The organism is Allobosea sp. 2KB_26, from assembly GCF_052115715.1.
GTDB lineage: Bacteria > Pseudomonadota > Alphaproteobacteria > Rhizobiales > Beijerinckiaceae > Allobosea.
On record NZ_JBFRHE010000017.1, the window covers coordinates 80117 to 100271 of the forward strand.

Below are 20155 nucleotides of genomic sequence, written 5' to 3' on the forward strand. Positions count from 1 at the left end.
GCCTGTCTATGCGCGCCCCAGCTCCACCGGCACAGAGAAGGAGCGCTTGACCTGCCCGAGCGCGAAGCTCGATTCGATCGAGGCGACATTGTCGAGCCGTGTCAGCTTGTCCTTCAGGAACCGTTCGTAGGCGGCGAGGTCGCTGACGATGATGCGGAGCAGATAGTCGCGCGGGCCGGTCATCAGGTAGCAGTCGGCCACCTCCGGCCAGCGCGTCACCGCCGCCGCGAAGCGGTCGAGCTCTTCCTCGCGCTGGCGCTCCAGCTTGATCGAGGCGAAGACCGAGACCGGCAGGCCGAGCTTGTCCTGGTTCACGACCGCGACATAACCCTCGATGATGCCGGCCTCCTCCAGCAGGCGAACCCGCCTTGCGCAGGGTGAGGGCGAAAGACCGACTTTCTCGGCCAGGTCCTGATTGCTCATGCGTCCGTCGGCCTGGAGAGCCTGGACGATACGCCGGTCGATATCGTCGAGTTTGTAGTCTGGCATCTTGTCTCACTTTCGTTCGCAGAATTAGCGGAAAGCGCTAAGATGGAAAGCATCGCCGGCGATCTTTGGCAAAAATCGCTGCTGGAAGCGTGCATGATGGCTTTGCCGCATCGAGAGAAGCCAAATGACCGATCCCCGTCTGCCGATTCTCGCCGAACTGGAGAAGAAGATTCTCTGGCTCGCCTCCTGGACGATCCATAACGCCAACCACCTGCGCGATAACGGCGATGGGATGAAGGTGGGCGGGCATCAGGCTTCGTCCGCGTCGTTGGCGACGATCATGACGGCCCTCTACATGGCGGCGCTGAAGCCGCAGGACCGGGTCGCGGTGAAGCCCCATGCTTCGCCGATCTTCCATGCCATCAACTATCTGATGGGCCTGCAGACGCGCGAGAAGCTCGAGAATTTTCGCGGGTACAAGGGCGCCCAGAGCTATCCCTCGCGCACCAAGGATATCGACGATGTCGATTTCTCGACCGGCTCGGTCGGCCTCGGCGTCGCGCAGACGCTCTTCTCCTCACTGACCCAGGATTATGTGAAGGCCCATGGCTGGGGCGCAAGCCGGCCGGATGGGCGCATGGTGTCGCTGATCGGTGATGCCGAGCTCGACGAGGGCAATATCTTCGAGGCCCTGATGGAGGGCTGGAAGCACGGTGTCCGTAACACCTGGTGGGTGATCGACTATAATCGCCAGTCGCTTGATGCCGTGATCCGTGAGGGGCTCTACGACCGTTTCGAGACGATGTTCCGCAATTTCGGCTGGGATGTCGTGACGCTGAAATACGGCTCGCTGCAGCAAGCCGCCTTCAAGGAGAAGGGCGGCGAGCGGCTGAAGGCCTGGATCGATTCCTGCCCGAACCAGCTCTATTCGGCCCTGACCTTCCAGGGTGGCGCGGCCTGGCGCAAGCGTCTGATGGATGATCTCGGCGACCAGGGGCCCGTGACGACGCTGATCGAGAGCCGCTCCGACGCCGAGCTCTCGAAGTTGATGTGCAATCTCGGCGGCCACGACCTGCCCTCGCTGCTCGAAGCCTTCGAGGGCATCGATCACGACCGGCCGGTCTGTTTCCTCGCCTATACCGTCAAGGGCTTTGGCCTGCCGCTCGCCGGGCACAAGGACAATCATGCCGGGTTGATGACCAAGGAGCAGATGGAAGGCTTCAAGCAAGCCAACACGATCCGCCCCGGCCATGAATGGGACCTGTTCGAGGGGCTGTCGCTGCCCGAAGCCGAGCTCCGCGGCTATCTCGACAAGGTGCCGTTCTTTTCCCAAGGGCGCCGTCGCTTCTCGGCGCCGTCCCTGCCCGTGCCTGCGAAACTCGAGGCCGGCATCCAGGCGACGATGTCGACGCAAATGGGCTTCGGCAAGGTCCTGGACGAGCTGGCGAAGCTCGGCGGGCCGCTGGCGGACCGCATCGTCACCACCGCGCCGGACGTCACCGTCTCAACCAATCTCGGGCCATGGGTGAACCGGCGCGGCCTGTTCGCCCGCGCCTCGATGGCCGATACCTTCAAGGACGAGCGCATTCCCTCGATGCAGAAATGGGAATTCTCTCCGAAGGGCCAGCATATCGAGCTCGGCATCGCCGAAATGAATCTCTTCATCAATCTCTCGGCGCTTGGCCTGTCGCATTCGATCTTCGGCGAACGGCTGATCCCGATCGGCACGCTCTATGATCCCTTCATCTCGCGCGGGCTCGATGCGCTGAACTATGCCTGCTACCAGGATGCGCGCTTCATGGTGGTCGCGACGCCATCGGGTGTGACGCTGGCGCCCGAGGGCGGCGCGCATCAGTCGATCGCGACACCGCTGATCGGCATGAGCCAGGACGGGCTCTGCGCCTTCGAGCCGGCCTTCGTCGACGAACTCGCCGTGATGATGCGCTGGTCCTTCGAATACCTGCAGAAGGACGGGGAGGACGATCCCGACGAGCGCACCTGGCTGCGCGACGAGACCGGCGGCTCGGTTTATCTCAGGCTCTCGACGCGGCAGGTCGAGCAGCCGAAGCGGACAATGACGCCCGATCTCGAGCGCGACATCATCGATGGCGCCTATTGGCTCAGGAAGCCCGGCCCGAACGCCTCCGTCGTCATCGCCTATACCGGTGCGGTTGCGCCGGAGGCGATCGAGGCTGTGGGGCTGCTCGGCGAAGATCGGCGCGATGTCGGCCTGCTCGCCATCACCTCGGCCGATCGGCTCAATGCCGGCTGGCAGGCGGCCGAACGGGCTCGACAGCGCGGCAATCATGGCGCGACCAGTCATATCGAGCGGCTGCTCGGCGAACTGTCCCGCGATTGCGGTATCGTTTCGGTGCTCGACGGACATCCCGCGACACTGGCCTGGCTTGGCAGCGTGCACGGGCACAAGCAGAAGGCGCTTGGCGTCGAGCATTTCGGTCAGACCGGCACCGTGGCCGACCTCTATCGGCATTTCGGGATCGACGCGAACGCGATTGTGCACGCGGCACAGGCAGCGGCGCCGGGCCGACCAGTCCGCTATCTGAAGGCGTTGCCGTAAGCGAGAAGGGTGCAGCTCCCCCTCCCGTAAGGAGAAAGAGCCGCGGCTGTTGGATGGTGAAGTGCGCGGGCAGAGCGGCCCGCGCTCTACTTCGCCAGCCCTTGTTTCACATTAACGCCTGCGAGCAGCGCGCCGCCCACGAGGAAGAAGGCGATCAGCACCGCCAGCCCCGCCTGCTGGCTGGCAAATACGGTCGTCGCCAGCGCCACGAAGGTCGGGCCCATGAACGAGGTCACCTTGCCCGATAGCGCGAAGAGGCCGAAGAATTCGCCATGCCGGCCCGCCGGTGCGAGACGGGCCATCAGGCTGCGCGAGGAGGCCTGGAGCGGGCCGGCGACGAGGCCGATCAGCAGGCCAAGAGCGAGATAGATCCGCTCGGGCATCGAGGCGAACAACCCGTCTCCCGCAGCGGGGGGCGTGGCTGGCAGCACGAAGAAAATCCGGTCCGGCCCGAGCGAGAGGATGCCGAGGCAGGCAAAGAGCAGGCAGGCGATGGCGCCCAGGACCACGGGCTTGCCGCCAATGCGGTCATCGAGCTTGCCGCCGCACCAAGCGCCCAGCGTGCCGGTGATGGTGAGCAGGATCCCGAAGATACCGAGTTCGATGGTCTGCCATCCGAAGACGCCGGCCGCGTAGATGCCGCCGAAGGCGAAGAGCGCCACAAGGCCGTCCTGATAGATCATGTTGGCGAGCAGGAAGCGCCCGAGCGAGGGCAGGCGTGGCAGCTCGGCAATGGTCGCCTTCAGGCGCGATAGGCCGCCCTGTGCAGCTTCCTTGAGGCGCATCCCGGTTCCCGGTGAATCCGGCGTCAGCAGGAACATCGGCGTGACGAAGATGACGAACCAGAGCGCGGTGAGCGGCCCCGAGGCGCGGTCCCCCTCGCGCGCTGCTGCGTCGAGGCCGAGGATCGGCGTGAGGCCAGCCAGCGTCTTGCCCGTGAGCGGATCTGCGGCGAGCAGCGCCAGCGTGATCGCAAGCGAGATCAGACCGCCGAGATAGCCGATGGCCCAGCCCGTGCCGGAGAGCCAGCCGAGCCGCTCCGGTGGCACGAGCCGCGTCATCATTGCATTGTTGAAGATGGTGGCGAATTCGGCGCCGATCGTGGCGATGATGAAGCCTGCGAGCGCAATCGGAACGGCGGCGGGCGAGCCGGGCCTTGCGAACCAGAGCAGGGCCGAGCCGATGACGAGCAGCGCGCCGAAGGCCGCAATCCAGGGCTTGCGCGGGCCCGTGCGATCAGCGATGCCGCCGAGCAGGGGAGAGAGCAGGGCGATGCAGAGACCCGCGAAGCCCGTGGCATAGCCCCAGAGCGCCTGTCCCTCTGCTGCGTCCGCCGCAAGGGCGGAGGCGAAGAAGGGCGCAAAGACGAAGGTGGTGACCAGCGTGAAGAACGGCTGTGCGGCCCAATCGAAGAACAGCCAGGCCGTGACGGCCCGGCGCGGCGGATACGTGACGGGCGCGATAACCGCCGCAGGCGCGTGGGAAATGTTCACTGCAGGGTCGTTTCGGGATCGCTGCCGCCGCGCGCCAGCTCGATTTCGGTGATCGCGACCAGCACATCGGCGCGGTTCTTCAGGCTGGAGGCCTCGAGCAGCGCCTGCTTCTCGCGCGGACCGAAGGGGCACATCATCGAGAGCGCGTTGACCAGCGCTTCGTTCGGCGCTTCGTTGATACCCTTCCAATCGATCTTGAGGTCATTGGCCTTGGCGAAGGACCGAAGCGCCCTGAGCAGGCTGTTGCGGTCGACCTCATCCTCACCCGCGCGGGCGGTGAAATCGATGGCGAAGTCGTCATAGCTGACACGGCATTGGCGATAGGCCGTCGTCACCGAGAGTTCCTCGACGATGCGGAAGCGCGCGATACCCGTCAGCGTCAGGATGTAGCGGTCGTCGCCCGTCTCGGCGAACTGCGTGATCCGGCCGAGGCAGCCGACCTGCAGCAGGCCGGGCGTAGCGGCCTGGCGGCCGCTTTCCGGTTCGGGCTGGATCATGCCGATGGTGCGGTGGTCCCGCAGCGCATCGTCGACCATGGCGATATAGCGCGGCTCGAAGATGTTGAGCGGCATCTGCCCACGCGGCAGGAGGAGCGCACCGGCCAACGGGAAGACCGGGATCACCAACGGGCAGTCCTGGGCTCCGTTATAGACGGCATTCATGCCCATGGGCGTGTCGCTCCCTTCCATCCCGGCACCCTATGAAAACAGCAGCGTCGAGAGCTTGCGGCGCCCCGCAACGCTGGCGTCGTCCATGTGGCCCCAGGCCTCGAAGAACTGCAGCAGCTGCTTGCGGGCGCCGTCGTCGTTCCACGTCCGGTCAGCCTTGATGATGGCAAGCAGTTGGTCGACGGCCTCCTCCCGCTTGTCATGGGCATTCAGCGCCAGCGCCAGATCGAAGCGAGCCTGATGATCGCCGGGGTTGGCCGCAACCTTTGCTTCGAGTTCGGCGGTATCACCGAGCGAGGCGGCCTGTTCCGCAAGCTCGATCGCGGCACGTACCGCGGTCAGGGCCGGATCGGACGCCTTCGTTTCGGGGGCCGCGGCAAGGATGCCCTTGGCGCCGTCGAGATCGCCCATGTCGAGATGCAGGCGCGCCAGTCCGGCGAGTGCGGCAACATTCTCGGGCTCGAGCGCCAGCACATTGGCGTAGAGTTCACCCGCGCCTGCCGCGTCGCCGGCCTCGAGCGCTTCCTGCGCGGCGGCGATCAGCTCTTCGGTTGCGCCCGGGCCCATCGGCCCGACGAGCTTCTCGATGAAGGCCTTGATCTGGCTTTCCGGTTGGGCGCCCATGAAACCGTCGATCGGCTGGCCGCGCTGGAAGGCGATGACGGCAGGGATCGACTGGATGCCGAGCTGGCCCGGGATCTGCGGGTGCTCGTCGATGTTCATCTTGACGAGCTTGACCTTGCCACCGGCCGCCTTGATCACCTTCTCGATGACCGGGGTCAGCTGCTTGCAGGGGCCGCACCACGGCGCCCAGAAATCGACCAGAACAGGCTGGTTCATCGATTCGGCGACGACATCCTGCCGAAAGCCCTGCGTCGTCGTATCCTTGATCAGGCCGGGTTGCTCGGCCGCATCGCTGTTGAGCAGCATGGCTCTTCCTTCATCTCGTCAACTGGGTCGACCGCGGCCACTCTGGGGCCGATCACGGTCGGGCATACGAAAACGGGCGCATGACCATGGGCCGCGCGCCACATAGATGGGGAGGTTCAGTCGTTCTGTCCATCGACCGGTACTGGCAAATCGACGATCAGCGGCTCATGTCCGGTGCCGCGCAGAAAGCCCAGCATGTCGTCGCGGGCGATGCGCAGTGTCGCGGTGTTGATCAACGGGTGGAAATTCATCGCCTCGCCGCTCATCAGATTGGCGTCCAGCACCATCGTTACATCACAGGCGCGATCATTGATCACGGCAAACGCGGTGACCGAACCGGGTGTCACGCCGAGCTTCTCCTCCAGCAACTCAGCCGAGCCGAAAGAGAGCCTGCCGCTGGCTCCCAGCGCCTGATGCAGCCGCTTCAGATCGATTCGGGTGCTCTCCAGGGCCGAGACCAGGAAGAGCCGGCCCTTCTTGTCCTTGAGAAACAAGTTCTTGGTGTGGTGCCCGTCGATCGTGCCGCGCAGGGACTTCGATTCGGCGACGGTGAAGACCGCCTCGTGATCGAGCCTGTGGAAAGGTATGCCCTGGGTGGTCAGATGGGAGCAGAGCTCGTCGGGTGTCAGTGGCGCGGTCATTGTAACTCGACGGAAACAAAGAGTTCTTGGCGTTGCCTAGCCCGCCGGACGGCATCACCGCAAGGGTGCTGATCCAGGGCCGACGGGGCGCTAATCGGGGCCTCGGCGAAAAACTTTGCAACAAGGCGCTTGCGCTTCGCAGCGCTTTGGGCAATAAGCCCGCCACGCGCCGCTTGGCGCGCCAATGTCCGGATGCGGGTGTAGCTCAGGGGTAGAGCACAACCTTGCCAAGGTTGGGGTCGAGGGTTCGAATCCCTTCGCCCGCTCCAGACATTCTTCCCAACCAAGACTGCCGCAGGCGCCGGGTTTCCCGGCGCTTTTTGCGTTTCGGACAAAGCGGACGCCTGAGTGCCCGCGGGCACTCAGGCGTCCGCGGTTGCTGGAACTACGCGCTCGCGAGAACCATTCCCGGCTTGGGTGTTGACGGGGCGTCCTGCGCATCTGGGCCGCCCGCAGAGGCCACCCTCGCGCGCCCGGCAAAGCTTTGCCTCCCGCGGTCGCGCGCGGGGGGGAAGGTCGTGATGAAGGACTTACAGCCCGGCCTCCAGGTTCGCGCTCCTGGCCGTTTGCACGATGAGTCGAGAGATCAGTTCGGGAGCTTCGACATGCGGCATGTGTCCGATGTCGGCGAGCAGGTGAAGGGCGACGAAGCCCGGCAGGCCTCTGCTATGGGAAACCGGAATGATGCGATCGGCTTGGCCCCATATCACGCGAGTCGGGACGTGAAGCGACGCGATTGCATTCCCGATCTGAATGGTCTGGGTTGCGTCTGGAAACAGGCGCGCTGCGAGTTCCCGTTGCGGCGCGTCCACGCCAAGCCGCGACCGTTCCCGCAAGACCGATTCGGCATAGCTCTGTGGAAGCCGGGAAGGGGCGGCGACGAGGCGCTCCAGCCAGGGGAGCAGACTGGCTGGCGAGCGGGCTGCCAGGAAGCCCTCCAGAAATCGACCATCAATGTCCGGACCGAGGCCTGCTGGCGCAATCAGGGTCAAGGATCGCGCGCGAATTGCTGAATTCGCGGCGATGGTGGCTGCGACAGCGCCACCAAGGGAGTGCCCGACGAGGTGGCATTCTGTCAGGCCGCTGTCCTCGAGATAGGCGAGCGTTGCATCCAGCAGCGCGTTCAGGCTCGGGATGGCTGCGGCCGCGGCGCGGCCGTGGCCGGGCAGATCTGGAGCGAATGACGGCATGGTGGGGTCGAGATATGCACGGACGCTGTTCCAGGCGCCCGAATTGGCCCCAAAGCCATGAATGAAGACAATGGGAAGAGGGCCGCCGCCATTGTGCCGAGCGGGTCGAAGCTCCTGCCGAAGCGTGGAGCTGACTTGCACAGGCTCGGGACTGTGCTCCGCCAAGATCCGCTCGATATCGCGACTCTTGATTCGACCTCCCGGACCCGTGCCAACTATCGCTGCCGTATCGAGCCCCGCCTGCCGGGCAAGGCGGCGAGCCAGTGGAGAAATCGAAATCCGCTCCTTGGAAAGGCAGGTCGGGGCGGAGTTCATGGACTCCTGGGGGGCAATCGCCACGGTTGGCTCGAGTGCGCCAGCTTCCTGGACTGCATCGCCGTCATCGTCGATATGGCCCAGCACGCTGCCGACGCCGACCTCGGCCCCCGCCGAGGCGATGATGGCAACGAGCACGCCGTCGCGCTCGGCCTCGATTTCAGTCGCGGCTTTCGCGGTCTCCACGACGACGACGACATCGCCTTGCTTCACCGCGTCGCCCAGGGCAACCGCCCAGGACACCACGGTTGCGCTTTCCATGTATTCGCCGGCGCTGCCGGTGAGCCTGATCTCGCTCGTCATGACTGGCCTCCGCTCATGCCACTGCGCGTCGTGCTGCTGCCGCGATCTTGGCGGCGTCAGGCAGCACCGCATTTTCGAGCGGCTCGCTGTAAGGGATCGGAATATCGTGGGTCGCGACGCGTTCGACGGGAGCGTCGAGTTCGTCGAATGCGGTTTCCATGATGGTGGCGCTCAGTTCTGCGCCATAGCCGCAGAAGCGCCAGCCTTCGTTGACCACAACGGCATGATGGGTTTTGGCGATCGAGGCGCGGATGGTGTCGCGATCAAGCGGGCGCAGGCTGCGCAGATCGATCACCTCGGCGGAAATACCTTCGTCCGCAAGAAGCTCGGCCGCCTTCAGGGATTCGATCACCATCCGCGAGGAGGCGATGATCGAAACGTCGTGGCCTTCCCGCGCGATCCGGGCCTTCCCGATCGCGACCAGATGATCGCCGTCCGGAACCTCGTCGCGGCTGTTGTAGAGGAGCTTGTGCTCGAGGAAGATCACCGGGTGATCGTCACGGATCGCAGCCTTCAGGAGGCCCTTGGCGTCAGCGGCAGTCGCCGGCGCGACCACTTTCAGGCCGGGAATATGGGCGACGAGCGCGTCCAGGCTCTTGGAATGCTGGGCCCCGGCACCAGCCCCCCCGCCACCCTGGGTGCGGAGCACGAACGGCATGGTGACCTGACCATTCCAGATATAGTTGTAGATCGATGCCTGGTTCATCAGTGCGTCGATGCTCAGCGGCAGGAAGTCCGCATACATGATTTCGAGTACGGGTCTCGTGCCGGCCATGGCGGCGGTGACCGCCATGGCGGTCAGCGTCTGCTCGGAGATCGGTGTGTCGCGAACGCGCTCGGGACCGAATTCCGCGAGCAGGTCCTTCGTCACCTTGAAGACGCCGCCATAGACCGCGATGTCCTCGCCGAAGAGCCAGACATTGGAATCGCGCTGCATCTCCTCGCGCAGGGCGGCACGCAGGGCTTCGGCATAACGCATCATTGCCATCACACGGCTCCTGCGTAGTAGGGGGCGCTCGGGGCATGGTCGACGAAGCCCGGCAACGGATCAGCCAGCGCTTGCTCCACGGCGGCATCGACGGCGGCGCGCGCTTCCGCGTCGACAGCATCCAGTTGTGCCGGCGATACGCTCGCGGCCAGCGAGCGGCGGGCAAGGACGATCGGGTCGCGTTCACGCCACGCTGCAAGGTCGTCCGCGCTTTGATAGCCGCCGACGTCGCTGGTCGAGAACCCGACGATCCGATAGGTCTTGGCCTCGATAAGCGAGGGGCCTTCGCCACGCCGCGCCCGGTCGACGGCTGTGGCAACCGCGCGATAGACGGCGGTGATGTCGTTGCCGTCGACGCTCTCGCCTGGCATGCCATAGCCGGCCGCACGAACCACCAGGTCCGGAACGGAGGACTGGGTCGAGTGATGCGCGGTCAGGCCGTATTGATTGTGCTCGAGCACGAAGACGACCGGCAGCTTCCACAAGGCTGCGATGTTCATGGATTCATGGCAGATGCCGGTCTGTGCCGCGCCGTCTCCGAAGAGGCACATGGCGACACGAGCGCCGCCATCGGCGCGGTTTCGCATCTGGAGTGAGACCGCAAAACCCGTCGCTGCCGGGATCCCGCCGCCGACGATGGCATTGCCGCCGAGAAGCCCGTTTGCTGCATCGGCAATCAGCATATGGCCGGCGCGACCCGCGCAGGCCCCGGTCGAACGGCCCAAAATCTCGGCTATGATCGGGTGAAGTCCCACGCCCTTGCCGACGTAATGGGCGTGGCCGCGATGGGTGCTGGTCAGCAAGTCGGCGGCATCGAGCATTGCGGTCGCGCCAATGCCAACGGCTTCCTGCCCGTCGCAGCGATGGATGGGTCCTCGCGTCTTGCCGGCTTTGTGAAGCTCGCCCAGTCGTTCCTCGAGATGCCGCACCGCAATCATGCGGCGCAGCATCTCGATCTGTTCGTCAATCGTGGGCGAATTTCTCATCGTCGGTGTTCTCCGCGCAGCCGAGTCGAGCGTCCTGATGCGAGACGATCGCCGCGCGTGACCGGCACATGCGTGGAGAAAGCCAAGCGTTTTCGAAGATCGGCTCTAGCGCATTTCCCGGCGCAGCGCTATAAGTGTACGCACAATGGAATGCACTATTTGCATGGCTGCGAACTTTCCATCTCGACACGGCCTGGGGCTCGATCGTGTTGGCGGGTTTTCCCGCGCGAAACGGGTTGAGCGGGCAGGGCGCTTACAGGGAGAAACACGATGATCTTCGACCACCGCGTCTACACGGCCCGACCCAATCGCCTTCCGGACTTCCTGCGGCTTTACGAGGATGTCGGCCTGCCGATGCAGCGCCAGTATCTGGGTGAGCCCTTCGGGTTCTTCCAAACCCATATCGGCGAGCTCAGCCGTGTCGTTCATCTCTGGAAATATGACAGCCTCGCCGACCGCGAAGCTCGCCGCGACGCGATGGAGGCAGATCCGGCCTGGCAGGCCTATCGCCGCCAGGTGGTCGAGGCCGATCCTCTGATGGACATGCGCAACCAAATTCTGAAGCCGGTATCGTTCTTCAATCCGAAGGTTTGATCCGGCCTGCCTGCCTGCCGGTCCATGCGGAATCCTGACTTCATGAAACTCGATTTCTTTGCCGGCAACGAGAGTTGGCGGATCGCTTGCAAGACCGCGCGCGCGCCTCGCACGCTCCAGTCTCTGGCCGTCACGTTGCCCGCAGCTCTGCAGCTCCACACGCCCAAGATCGCAGGCCAGCACATTTACTGGCATGCTCCGTTCGTCGAGGACGCCGAGGGCGGGGTTGATGTCATGGAGGCGCCTCCCGGCGCTTTCCTGTACTGGCCGGCGCGGCAGTTCCTCGAACTCACTTTCGCGCCGCTGCAGGCCGAGACCGCCACAGTCACGCTGCTGGGCCAGATCGAAGGCGGCCTGCCCGCCTTGCAGGCGCTCGGCCTGCGCCTGCGCGAAGGGCACGGAGTGAAGGCCTTCGATGGACGCCTCGTGCTCGCCGAGAGTGCGCAGGCGCAAGCGGCAGCCGCACCGGGTTCGAGCCTGCCCGAGGCGCTTGTCGCGCGCCGCAGGGCACTGTGGCAGGCCAGCCCACCAGACATCGAGGGCATGCTCGCCTCGCGCGCGATCATGCACCCCTCCGGCCCGCTCTTCCTGGCTGAATCCGAGGCGCGCATCCTTCAGGAGCTGTTGTGGTGGGTCCGCCGCGGCCTCTCCAGCGAAGAGCCACGGGTTTCACGCAGCATTGCGGCACTTGCCTGCAACAAGGCCGGTACCCGCCTGCGTGACTTCTGCCATCTCGGCGAGAGCGCCGAAATCCTGTTCGCGCTCGAGGCTGCCTTCCGGCGCCCCGAGATTGCGCTGGTGGAGTTAATCGACGAGGCGATCCTGTGTGCCGGTCGCCTCGCCGCCTGGCTGGACCTGCGGATCCCGTGGTCGGCCGTCAACAGCGCCGTCCGCACGGCCCTGGACGGGAGCGCGGCGGCGGCATGACCAGCGCGTTCGCTCCCTTGCAAGATGGCGGCAGGATCGCCTTCACCGAGACCGGCGCCGGCGCGCCGCTCGTTCTGATCTCCGGACTGGGCGGCCTCGCCTCGTTCTGGGCCGATTTCGCCGGCGTCTGCGCCAGCCATTTTCGCGTGATCACCTACGATCATCGCGGCGTCGGGCGTTCCAGCCCGTTGGACGGTCCGACCAGCATCGCCGCGATGTGCGACGATCTCATTGGCCTGCTCGATCATCTGGGCATTGAGCAAGCCGCGATCCTCGGCCACTCGACGGGTGGGGCCATCGCGCAGCGATTGGCGATAGACCATCCGCAACGTCTTTCGCGCCTCGTCCTCTCGGCGACCTTCGCGCGACCGTGCGCCTATATGAAGCGACTGTTCGCCGGCCGTATCGAGATCCTCGACTGGCTCGGCGTCGACGCCTACAGGCGTCATGCCGTCACGCTGCTGAATGCGCCCTACTGGCTGGCCGAGAACGACGCCCGCATCACTGCGGAGCTGACAGGCGGTGCGCCTGCGACCGAACGCGATGCTGCGACGATTCGGGCGCGCATCACTGCAGTGCTGGGGCATGATGCCGACGAAGCTCTCGGCACGATCGCCTGTCCAACACGGGTCGTGGTCGCGGCCGACGACATCGTGACCCCGCCCTATCATTCCGAGCGCCTCGCGCGAGCCATCCCCGGCGCCGAACTCGCCGTGCTTCCCCGTGGCGGTCACTACGCCATGCGGGCTGAGCCGGCGCTCTACCGGGACGCCGTACTCGATTTTCTGCGTGGCTGACCGGCCCGCATGCCAAGGATCTTAAGCGATGCAAGACATTCTGGGACGCGGACCGATCGGCGTCGTCGGCCTCGGCACGATCGGCCAGCGCTGGGCGGCGACCTTCGCCCATGCCGGCTACGAGGTGTCCTGCTACGATCCCGATCCCGCCCGCTGGCAGACCTTTCAGTCCCTGCGCACGACACTCGCCGATGATCTGCAGCGGCTGGCTCCCGCCAAGGTCGAAGCCGGAGAGATCCGCTTCTCCGCCGACCTCGCGACTGCGATGGCAGGTGTTCGCTTCGTCCAGGAATCCGGGCCGGAGCAACTCCCATTGAAGCAGGCGCTGCTGGCGGACATCGAACGGCATGTCGCAGCGGACGTTGTGATCGCGTCCTCGTCCTCAGCCCTGCTCGTCTCGGACATGCAGGCGGCATGTGCACATCCTGAGCGAGTGGTTCTCGCCCACCCGTTCAATCCTGTTCATCTGATGCCGCTCGTCGAGATCGTCGGCGGGAAAGCGACCTCGCCGGAGGTCGTCGAGCAGACGCGTGCCTTCTACGAGGATCTCGGCAAGAAGCCCGCCGTGCTCCGGCGCGAGGTCACAGGCCATCTGGCCCTGCGGCTGATGGGGGCGATGTGGCGCGAGGCGATCGCCCTCGTCGAAAGCGGCGTCGCGTCGGCTGAGGATGTCGACCGAGCTTTCTGTTATGGCCCTGGCCCGAAATGGACCTTGCAGGGCTCGTTCATCTCGAACCACCTCAACGCCGAAGGTATCGAGTCCTTCCTGACCAAATACGGCAAGACCTATCAAGACATCTGGGACGATCTCGGCGATGCCCGCCTTGATGCCCCGACCGTGTCACGCGTGTCGAAAGCCGTGCGCGAGGCGATTGGCGAACGCAGCGATGACGATCTGCGCGACCAGCGAGACGCCGGACTGGTCGATCTGCTGCGCGTGATGTCACAGCGCGCGGCGCTTTGAATGCAGGCATTGAAAGGGACCGGATGATGCAGAACACCTTCCCCTATCAAACCGCTCTCGTTACGGGCGCATCGCGCGGAATCGGCGCCGCGATTTGCCGCAAGCTCGCGACCCTTGGGCTCACGATCTACGGCGTCGCACGCAGCCAGGACGCACTCGCAGCCGTCGTCGCCGAAGCCGGGGTCATCCCGGTGGTTGCCGATGTTCGTGATGCTGCGGCGATCATCGCCGCGCTCGACGGCGCCGAGATCGACATCCTGGTCAACAATGCCGGCATGGTTGCGTCGGTGAAGCCGCTCTACGAGCAGACCGCTGAGGACATCTCGGAGACGATCGCGGTGAACTTCACTGCGCCCATGCTGCTGATGCAGTCCCTGTTGGGCGGCATGGTCGAGCGTCGTCGCGGGCATGTCATCAACATCACAACGACTGCCGCTCGGGGGGTGTTTGCGGGGACATCTGCCTATGGCGGAGCCAAGGCAGGGCTCGCCCATGCCAGCCGCTCTCTGCGTTACGATCTTGCCGGCAGCAATGTCCGCGTTACTGATCTCGCTCCGGGCCGCGTCGAGACCGATATCTATCTCCAGGCCTTCGCGGGCGATCGCAGCCGCCTGCATGATTCGATGTATGGCGCCGTGCGTGCCCTGAAACCACAGGACATTGCAGACACGATCGCCGCCGTGCTCTCCCTGCCGGAGCATGTCGACATCACCGAAATCGAGGTTTCGCCAACCGACCAGGCCGTGGGTGGCCATGTCTACAAGTCGCCGCCGGCCTGAAGGAGGCCGGAATTCAGGGGCACCGGCCCGCACTTCCATCCATGAGCTTGGCGAGGACGGCGTCGCAGGCCGCGGTCCAGCCCTCCTGGACGCCATGCTCGGACAGCACCGCGAGACCGCGCTCCGTGATCCCGCCCGGCGTCGCGAGATTCGCAATCAGCGTCTCAACGGGCTCCGGCCTTTCGGCAATCATCCGGCCGGCGGCCACGAAGGTCGTCGCGGCAAGTTGGCGAGCGGCCTCAGGGCTCATGCCATGAGCGACGGACCAGTCGCGGCCGAGGCCGATGAGGCTCTGAACCCAGCCATAGATGGCGGCGCTGACCGTCGCGGTCTCGAATTGGGCTTCATTCTCAAGGGCAATGACCGGGCCCAGCCGTGCAAGCAGTGGGTGGACTTCGGGAAAACTCGGGAACGCCGTTGTCGGGCTCGCTCCGAGAGAGGCGGCTGTGAGCGGCATGATCCGCATGACGCGGGCAGGCGCGGCGGCTCTTTCCAACTGCGCGAGGGGGACCCCCGCGCAGGCCGAGACCAGAATGTGCTCCGGGCGCCAGGGCAAGTTGCTGATGGCAGCAATCGCATCGCCCGGGCGTGTCGCGAGAAAGACGATGTCCGAACCGGATACGAGCGCGTCATTGCGCTCGGCGAGCTCAAGCCCGTGACGTTTGGCCAGTTTCGGCCCATGACCGCGCGGCGACAGGGCCAGATGGGGAAGCTCCTGCCGATCGCGCAAAAAGCCTTCAATCATCGCCTCGGCCAGATGCCCGACCCCGAGAAATGCGATCCGTGTCATGATGATCCCAAGAAGAAGCGGCCGACCGGATTCGGAAGGCGCTGGTTGATTTTTTCCCGTTGCGCGATTTGAAGCTTGAACTGACCGCTTCTTGGTGATGCGAGAGTGGGGAAACGTCGTCGACAATGAGAGACGGAATGCCGAAGACCGCGAAGGCCCCGACCGTCAAGGCAGCCCCACCGCGTCGGGCGGCGGACAGCGCAGAACGCGCCTATCGCGCGATTCGGCAGCAGCTCGTCGAATTCAAGATGCGGCCGGAGGAGCGCATCAACGAGGTGCATCTGGCGCAGATGCTGGAGCTGTCGCGCACGCCGGTCCGAGAAGCGCTGAACCGACTGGCGAGCGAGGGTTTTGTCGTCTTCACGCCAAACCGGGGCTTTTACTTCCGCGGCCTCGATATCGACGATCTCGTCGATCTGTTCGAGATGCGCTCCATCATTGAAACCGGCGCGTTCGCTCTTGCGTGCGAGCGCGTCGATCAGGCCGGGATCGAGCGCCTTCAGGCGTTCTGGGAGGACGCGCGTCGGCGCTATGCCAATAACGATCCCGACGAGATCCTCGAGCTGGACGAAGCCTTTCATGTCCATGTCGCAGAGCTTGCCGGCAATCCCGAGGTCGTGCGCCAGCTCATCGGCGTCAACGCTCGAATCCGGTTTATCCGACGAGTCCAGATCGAAAACGGCCCCCAACACTCGAGTCTCGTCGGGGATCATTCGCGGATCGTCCAGGCGCTTGCCGAGCGCGACGCCGCAAAGGGCATCGAAATCCTGCGCGCACATATTTCGCTGACTTTCGCCGAGGCGCGCAGTGTTCTCAAGGATGCGCTCCTGAAGATTTTCGTGCCGGAAGAGTCGGGGTCGGCACGGCGCCGGGCACGCGTTCCGCGGAACTGACATCCCGATCCGCCTTCGGGATATGAGGACGTGGCGAGACCCGCTGCGTTTCTGACGCGCATTTCCTCCCGCCGCGCATTTGCGCGCGCTCACTCGGCCGGCCAATGTCAGCCGGCGAGGCGGGACTGCGTGCAGGTAATGCCTGCCTGCCAAACAAGCTGCTGACATCGCGATCGTTCTTATTCCCTATGCCCCGCGATTCGGGGTGCTGGATGCGGGGTCTCGCATGGCCTGCCCACCCTTGCGCCACGCGCGTTCTCATCTTTGTGCAGCCGCCAGAAATTGAAGTTTCAAAAGTGCCTGTACAACTGCATGCACTTATGACACGGTCATTGGTGTCAGGGAAAGCGGCTCCGCGCAAAACGGTAGTGAGATGCTCGATCACGTACTCGGCCTGGACCATATCGTTGTTGCCGTGAGCGAACTCTCGGCATCGGCCGAACGTTGGCGCGCGCTGGGGTTTTCGGTGTCGCCGCGTGGTCTCCACAGCGACTATCTCGGCACCGCCAATCACACGATCATGTTCGAGGACGACTATGTCGAATTGCTCGGCGTGCTTGCCCCGACGGACTTCAATCGGCCGACCCGCGACTTCCTCGCCGCCGGAGCGGGGCTGGAACGTCTCGCGATGCGGACCGACGATGCGCAGGCGGCGCTCGATACGCTCAAGCGAGGCGGCATTTCGGCGACTGGGCCGTTCGAATTCCGCCGGCCGGTCGAACTGGGCAGCGGCGGCATGGGAGAGGCGGGGTTTCGCATCTTCCAATGGCCGCTCGAGACGGCGCCTGCCGGTGTGCGCCTCTTCGCCTGCCAGCATTTGACGCGAGAGGCCGTCTGGCTGCCCTATCTCGTCCGCCATGCGAATGGTGCCCGGGCCCTGAGCCGGATCGAGATCGTGGCTGAGGATCCGCCGGCTGCTGCGGCGCTCTGCGCGCAAATGCTCGGCCTCACATTGGCGCAGGGCGAGGACGGTGATTTTTGCGTCGCCATGCGTCCGCGGGGTGCGGATCTCGTCTTCATGGATGCAGCAAGTTTCGACAGGCGTTGGCAGGTCGGCGCGCAGGCTCGAGGCACAGGCTGCGGAATTGTCCTCGACGTCGCGGCTGTCACGACCGCTGAGCCATTCGCCGAATGGAGCATAGCCGGCGAATGGCCGCTGCATTGCGCCTCCGTCGAAGGGGCTCTGATTGGCTGGGAAGCCGAAAGGCGGTCCGCGCGGCCTTGATCGATCGCCTGACGCCAGCAGGCCTGAATTCACAATAATGGAGGGGAACATGACTGCATCAACATTTACGCGTCGTCAGATGCTCGCATCGGCAGGTGCGGCGGCGCTGCTAGCGGGCTTGCCGATCGGAGCGTTCGCTCAGGAGCCGCGGCGGGGCGGTACGGTGACGGTGCACATGCCGCAGGAGCAGCGCATCCTGAACCCCGCATTGCGGGCCTCGACCGGTGTCTATGTCATCGCCTCCAAGATCATGGAGCCGCTGGTCGACCTGAACGAGAAGGGCGAACTCGAGCCCATGTTGGCGACGAGCTGGGAAGGCTCGCCGGACGGCAAGACCATCACGATCAAGCTGCGCGAGGGCGTGAAGTGGCACGATGGCAAGCCTTTCACCTCCGCTGACGTGCAGTACACGGCGATGGAGCTTTGGAAGAAGCACCTGAACTACGGCACGGCGCTGCACTCCGCCCTGGAGGCGGTTGATACGCCGGACGCGCATACGGCGATCTTCCGCTACAACCGTCCGATGCCGATGGACCTGTTCATGGGTGCCGCGCCCGACCTGGGCTACATCGCGCCCAAGCACGTCTACGAAGGCACCAACATCCTCGACAATCCGGCGAATGTCGCGCCGATCGGGACCGGACCGTTCAAGTTCGCGCAGTATGAACGCGGCCAATATGTCATCGCCGAGCGCAACCCCGACTACTGGCGCAAGGGTTACCCCTATCTCGACAAGATCATCTGGCGCTTCATCACCGACAAGGCCGCGGCCACGGCCGCGATCGAGGCCGGCCAGGTCCATATGAGCAACTACTCCTCGCTGCCGCTGGCCGACATCGACCGGCTGGGCAAGGACGCCCGCTTCGAGGTCTCCTCGCGCGGCAATGAGCGCCAGCCCTTCCAGAACACGATCGAGTTCAACCTGCGCCGCAAGGAGCTCGCTGACGTCCGGGTCCGCCGCGCCATCGTCCACGCGGTCGACACCGACTTCTTCATCGAGAACTTCCTGTACGGGAACGGCAAGCGGGCGCATGGGCCGATTCCGTCGGTCTCGGCCAATTTCTACAAGGCGGGCGCGCCCGACTATCCGTTCGATGTCAAGAAGGCCAATGCCCTGCTCGACGAGGCCGGCTTCAAGCGCGGCGCCGACGGCACGCGCTTCTCGCTCAAGATGCTGAGCCCGCCCTTCGGCGAGGATATCCCGCTCTGGTCGACCTTCATCCAGCAGTCGCTGCAGCAGGTCGGAATCAAGGTCGAGCTTCAGCGCCCCGATGCGGCGACCTATCTGACGGCGGTCTATCGCGACTGGAACTATGATCTCTCGACCGGCTGGCACATCTATCGCGCCGATCCGGCGATCAGCACCATGGTCTGGTATCGTTCGGGCAGCCCGAAGGGCACTGCGTTCACCAACCAGTGGGGCTGGGAAGATCCCAAGGCCGACAAGATGATGGACGATGCCGCCTTCGAGATCGATCCGGCCAAGCGCAAGGCGGCCTATCCCGAGATCGTCAAGCTGCTGAACACCGAGCTCCCGCTCTGGATGGCGACGGAACGCCAGTTCATCTCCGTGACCAACAAGAAGCTCAAGAACCACCACAACAATCCGCGCTGGCCCTCGAGCCACTGGGCGGATCTCTGGATCGAATCCTGATCGCGGCGCGCCCTAGAAAAGTACGGCCATGCACATTCTGAAACTGGCCGGACGACGCCTGATGAGCAGCATTCCCACGCTGCTCATCCTGCTCGCCGGGTTATTCGTGCTGCTTCAGTTCGCACCCGGCGATACGGTTGATGCATTGATGGCGCAGATGGGCGGGGGCGACCCCGCCACTGCGGCAGAGTTGCGTCGCTTCTATGGGCTCGAAGGCAGCGCGGCTGTTCGCTTGCTGGACTATCTCTGGCGGCTCGTCCGCCTGGATCTCGGCTTCTCCGCGATCTACAACAAACCCGTCGCCACGGTTATCCTGGAGCGGCTGCCGGCAACACTCCTGCTGATGTTCTCGGCGCTGAGCTTCGCCTTCTTTGCCGGCATGCTGCTCGGCATCGTCTCGGCACAGCGCGTAAACGGCTGGGCCGATACGCTGATCTCGCTGCTCGGTCTCGTCTTCTATGCCACGCCATCCTTTTGGCTTGGCCTGATGAGCATCGTCGTCTTCTCGATCTGGCTCGCCTGGCTCCCGCCCGGGGGCTTTCAGGAAATCGGTGCGGGGCTGACGGGCATTTGGCTCGTGCTCGATATCGCCCGGCATCTGGTCCAGCCGACGATCACCTTGTCTCTGATCTTCCTTGCCATCTATCTGCGCATCATGCGGGCCTCGATGCTCGAGGTCTCGACGCTGGATTTCGTGCGAACCGCTCGCGCCAAGGGGTTGAGGCAGGGCGAGATCATCCGGCGGCATGTGCTGCGTAATGCTCTCTTGCCGATGATCACGCTGATCGGCCTGCAAGCCGGCACGATGCTGGGTGGTTCGGTCGTCATCGAAAGCGTGTTCTCGCTGCCCGGCATCGGGCGTCTCGCATACGAATCCGTGGTTCAGCGCGATCTCAATACGCTGCTCGGCATCGTGTTTGTCTCTGCCATCATGGTCATTTGCGTGAATTTCGTCGTCGATCTCATCTATGCGCGCCTTGATCCGCGGATCACGGCCGGGGCGTCCTGATC

Annotated in this window: 19 protein-coding genes and 1 tRNA gene; 11 read left to right on the plus strand and 9 right to left on the minus strand. The window is 64.6% G+C overall.

Annotation, left to right across the window (positions count from 1 at the left end):
- Positions 1-6: 6 nt before the first annotated feature.
- A complete protein-coding gene (locus tag AB4099_RS29440; RefSeq protein WP_441480706.1) occupies positions 7-489 on the minus strand; it encodes an Lrp/AsnC family transcriptional regulator in 483 nt (160 codons plus the stop codon).
- 124 nt (positions 490-613) lie between these two features.
- Between AB4099_RS29440 and AB4099_RS29445 the strand changes: the two genes are divergently transcribed.
- A complete protein-coding gene (locus tag AB4099_RS29445) occupies positions 614-3007 on the plus strand; it encodes a transketolase-like TK C-terminal-containing protein (protein ID WP_441480707.1) in 2394 nt (797 codons plus the stop codon).
- An 86-nt stretch (positions 3008-3093) separates the two neighbouring features.
- Here the strand turns inward: AB4099_RS29445 and AB4099_RS29450 are convergent, their stop codons facing one another.
- From AB4099_RS29450 to AB4099_RS29465, 4 genes are all read right to left on the minus strand, one after another.
- A complete protein-coding gene (locus tag AB4099_RS29450; RefSeq protein ID WP_113517655.1) occupies positions 3094-4500 on the minus strand; it encodes an MFS transporter in 1407 nt (468 codons plus the stop codon).
- Positions 4497-5168: an LON peptidase substrate-binding domain-containing protein gene (locus tag AB4099_RS29455; RefSeq protein WP_113517654.1), complete on the minus strand. Its 672-nt coding sequence runs from the start codon at positions 5166-5168 to the stop codon at positions 4497-4499. The genes AB4099_RS29450 and AB4099_RS29455 overlap by 4 nt, the downstream gene beginning before the upstream one ends.
- A 30-nt stretch (positions 5169-5198) precedes the next feature.
- Positions 5199-6098, minus strand: a complete 900-nt coding sequence (gene trxA, locus AB4099_RS29460) for a thioredoxin (RefSeq protein WP_113517653.1) — start codon at positions 6096-6098, stop codon at positions 5199-5201.
- 116 nt (positions 6099-6214) lie between these two features.
- Positions 6215-6739: a prolyl-tRNA synthetase associated domain-containing protein gene (locus AB4099_RS29465; protein ID WP_113517652.1), complete on the minus strand. Its 525-nt coding sequence runs from the start codon at positions 6737-6739 to the stop codon at positions 6215-6217.
- Between the two features lie 194 nt (positions 6740-6933).
- On the opposite strand from AB4099_RS29465, the gene AB4099_RS29470 reads away from it, so the two are divergent.
- Positions 6934-7008 (plus strand) — tRNA-Gly (locus tag AB4099_RS29470).
- 261 nt (positions 7009-7269) lie between these two features.
- Here AB4099_RS29470 and AB4099_RS29475 read toward each other — a convergent pair.
- From AB4099_RS29475 to AB4099_RS29485, 3 genes are read right to left on the minus strand one after another with little or no spacing between them, the layout of a single operon-like run.
- The gene (locus AB4099_RS29475; RefSeq protein ID WP_441480708.1) at positions 7270-8547 is read right to left on the minus strand and encodes an acetoin dehydrogenase dihydrolipoyllysine-residue acetyltransferase subunit; all 1278 of its coding nucleotides are present in this window, start codon (positions 8545-8547) and stop codon (positions 7270-7272) included.
- 13 nt (positions 8548-8560) lie between these two features.
- Positions 8561-9535, minus strand: a complete 975-nt coding sequence (locus AB4099_RS29480) for an alpha-ketoacid dehydrogenase subunit beta (RefSeq protein WP_441480709.1) — start codon at positions 9533-9535, stop codon at positions 8561-8563.
- Positions 9535-10521 (minus strand): thiamine pyrophosphate-dependent dehydrogenase E1 component subunit alpha, encoded by a 987-nt coding sequence (locus tag AB4099_RS29485; protein WP_441480710.1) that lies wholly within the window; start codon positions 10519-10521, stop codon positions 9535-9537. Before AB4099_RS29485 ends, AB4099_RS29480 begins: the two co-directional genes overlap by 1 nt.
- A 270-nt stretch (positions 10522-10791) precedes the next feature.
- Here AB4099_RS29485 and AB4099_RS29490 point away from each other — a divergent pair, with 270 nt between their 5' ends.
- The 5 genes from AB4099_RS29490 to AB4099_RS29510 are packed head-to-tail and all read left to right on the plus strand — an operon-like array spanning position 10792 to position 14582.
- Entirely contained in the window at positions 10792-11115 is a 324-nt protein-coding gene (locus AB4099_RS29490) for an NIPSNAP family protein (RefSeq protein WP_113517648.1), read from the plus strand.
- Between the two features lie 42 nt (positions 11116-11157).
- On the plus strand, positions 11158-12042 hold the full coding sequence (locus AB4099_RS29495; protein WP_441480711.1) for a hypothetical protein: 885 nt from the start codon (positions 11158-11160) through the stop codon (positions 12040-12042).
- Positions 12039-12839, plus strand: coding sequence for an alpha/beta fold hydrolase (locus tag AB4099_RS29500; protein WP_441480712.1), 801 nt, complete (start codon positions 12039-12041; stop codon positions 12837-12839). The genes AB4099_RS29495 and AB4099_RS29500 overlap by 4 nt, the downstream gene beginning before the upstream one ends.
- Before the next feature lie 28 nt (positions 12840-12867).
- Positions 12868-13803 carry a 3-hydroxyacyl-CoA dehydrogenase NAD-binding domain-containing protein gene (locus AB4099_RS29505; protein ID WP_441480713.1) on the plus strand — a complete coding sequence of 312 codons (936 nt, stop codon included), beginning with the start codon at positions 12868-12870 and terminating at the stop codon, positions 13801-13803.
- Positions 13804-13829: 26 nt separating this feature from the next.
- Positions 13830-14582 (plus strand): SDR family oxidoreductase, encoded by a 753-nt coding sequence (locus AB4099_RS29510; RefSeq protein WP_441480714.1) that lies wholly within the window; start codon positions 13830-13832, stop codon positions 14580-14582.
- 13 nt (positions 14583-14595) lie between these two features.
- Here AB4099_RS29510 and AB4099_RS29515 read toward each other — a convergent pair whose 3' ends face one another.
- Positions 14596-15372, minus strand: a complete 777-nt coding sequence (locus AB4099_RS29515; RefSeq protein WP_441480715.1) for a pyrroline-5-carboxylate reductase family protein — start codon at positions 15370-15372, stop codon at positions 14596-14598.
- A 137-nt stretch (positions 15373-15509) separates the two neighbouring features.
- Here AB4099_RS29515 and AB4099_RS29520 point away from each other — a divergent pair, with 137 nt between their 5' ends.
- The 4 genes from AB4099_RS29520 (at position 15510) to AB4099_RS29535 (ending at position 20153) form a co-directional block, all read left to right on the plus strand.
- A complete protein-coding gene (locus AB4099_RS29520) occupies positions 15510-16265 on the plus strand; it encodes a GntR family transcriptional regulator (RefSeq protein WP_162768372.1) in 756 nt (251 codons plus the stop codon).
- 373 nt (positions 16266-16638) lie between these two features.
- Positions 16639-17490, plus strand: a complete 852-nt coding sequence (locus AB4099_RS29525) for a VOC family protein (protein WP_441480716.1) — start codon at positions 16639-16641, stop codon at positions 17488-17490.
- Positions 17491-17539: 49 nt separating this feature from the next.
- The gene (locus AB4099_RS29530; protein WP_441480717.1) at positions 17540-19144 is read left to right on the plus strand and encodes an ABC transporter substrate-binding protein; all 1605 of its coding nucleotides are present in this window, start codon (positions 17540-17542) and stop codon (positions 19142-19144) included.
- Between the two features lie 28 nt (positions 19145-19172).
- Positions 19173-20153, plus strand: a complete 981-nt coding sequence (locus AB4099_RS29535; RefSeq protein WP_113517639.1) for an ABC transporter permease — start codon at positions 19173-19175, stop codon at positions 20151-20153.
- Positions 20154-20155: the final 2 nt, after the last annotated feature.

Bases quoted from the DNA above. Each gene is read 5' to 3' on its own strand.
- AB4099_RS29515 (WP_441480715.1), bottom strand. From the start codon at position 15,372: ATGACACGGATCGCATTTCTCGGGGTCGGGCATCTGGCCGAGGCGATG.
- trxA (WP_113517653.1), bottom strand. From the start codon at position 6,098: ATGCTGCTCAACAGCGATGCGGCCGAGCAACCCGGCCTGATCAAGGAT.
- AB4099_RS29465 (WP_113517652.1), bottom strand. From the start codon at position 6,739: ATGACCGCGCCACTGACACCCGACGAGCTCTGCTCCCATCTGACCACC.
- AB4099_RS29475 (WP_441480708.1), bottom strand. From the start codon at position 8,547: ATGACGAGCGAGATCAGGCTCACCGGCAGCGCCGGCGAATACATGGAA.
- AB4099_RS29480 (WP_441480709.1), bottom strand. From the start codon at position 9,535: ATGGCAATGATGCGTTATGCCGAAGCCCTGCGTGCCGCCCTGCGCGAG.
- AB4099_RS29510 (WP_441480714.1), top strand. From the start codon at position 13,830: ATGCAGAACACCTTCCCCTATCAAACCGCTCTCGTTACGGGCGCATCG.
- AB4099_RS29535 (WP_113517639.1), top strand. From the start codon at position 19,173: ATGCACATTCTGAAACTGGCCGGACGACGCCTGATGAGCAGCATTCCC.
- AB4099_RS29445 (WP_441480707.1), top strand. From the start codon at position 614: ATGACCGATCCCCGTCTGCCGATTCTCGCCGAACTGGAGAAGAAGATT.
- AB4099_RS29440 (WP_441480706.1), bottom strand. From the start codon at position 489: ATGCCAGACTACAAACTCGACGATATCGACCGGCGTATCGTCCAGGCT.
- AB4099_RS29530 (WP_441480717.1), top strand. From the start codon at position 17,540: ATGACTGCATCAACATTTACGCGTCGTCAGATGCTCGCATCGGCAGGT.
- AB4099_RS29490 (WP_113517648.1), top strand. From the start codon at position 10,792: ATGATCTTCGACCACCGCGTCTACACGGCCCGACCCAATCGCCTTCCG.
- AB4099_RS29485 (WP_441480710.1), bottom strand. From the start codon at position 10,521: ATGAGAAATTCGCCCACGATTGACGAACAGATCGAGATGCTGCGCCGC.
- AB4099_RS29495 (WP_441480711.1), top strand. From the start codon at position 11,158: ATGAAACTCGATTTCTTTGCCGGCAACGAGAGTTGGCGGATCGCTTGC.
- AB4099_RS29500 (WP_441480712.1), top strand. From the start codon at position 12,039: ATGACCAGCGCGTTCGCTCCCTTGCAAGATGGCGGCAGGATCGCCTTC.
- AB4099_RS29455 (WP_113517654.1), bottom strand. From the start codon at position 5,168: ATGGGCATGAATGCCGTCTATAACGGAGCCCAGGACTGCCCGTTGGTG.
- AB4099_RS29520 (WP_162768372.1), top strand. From the start codon at position 15,510: ATGCCGAAGACCGCGAAGGCCCCGACCGTCAAGGCAGCCCCACCGCGT.
- AB4099_RS29505 (WP_441480713.1), top strand. From the start codon at position 12,868: ATGCAAGACATTCTGGGACGCGGACCGATCGGCGTCGTCGGCCTCGGC.
- AB4099_RS29525 (WP_441480716.1), top strand. From the start codon at position 16,639: ATGCTCGATCACGTACTCGGCCTGGACCATATCGTTGTTGCCGTGAGC.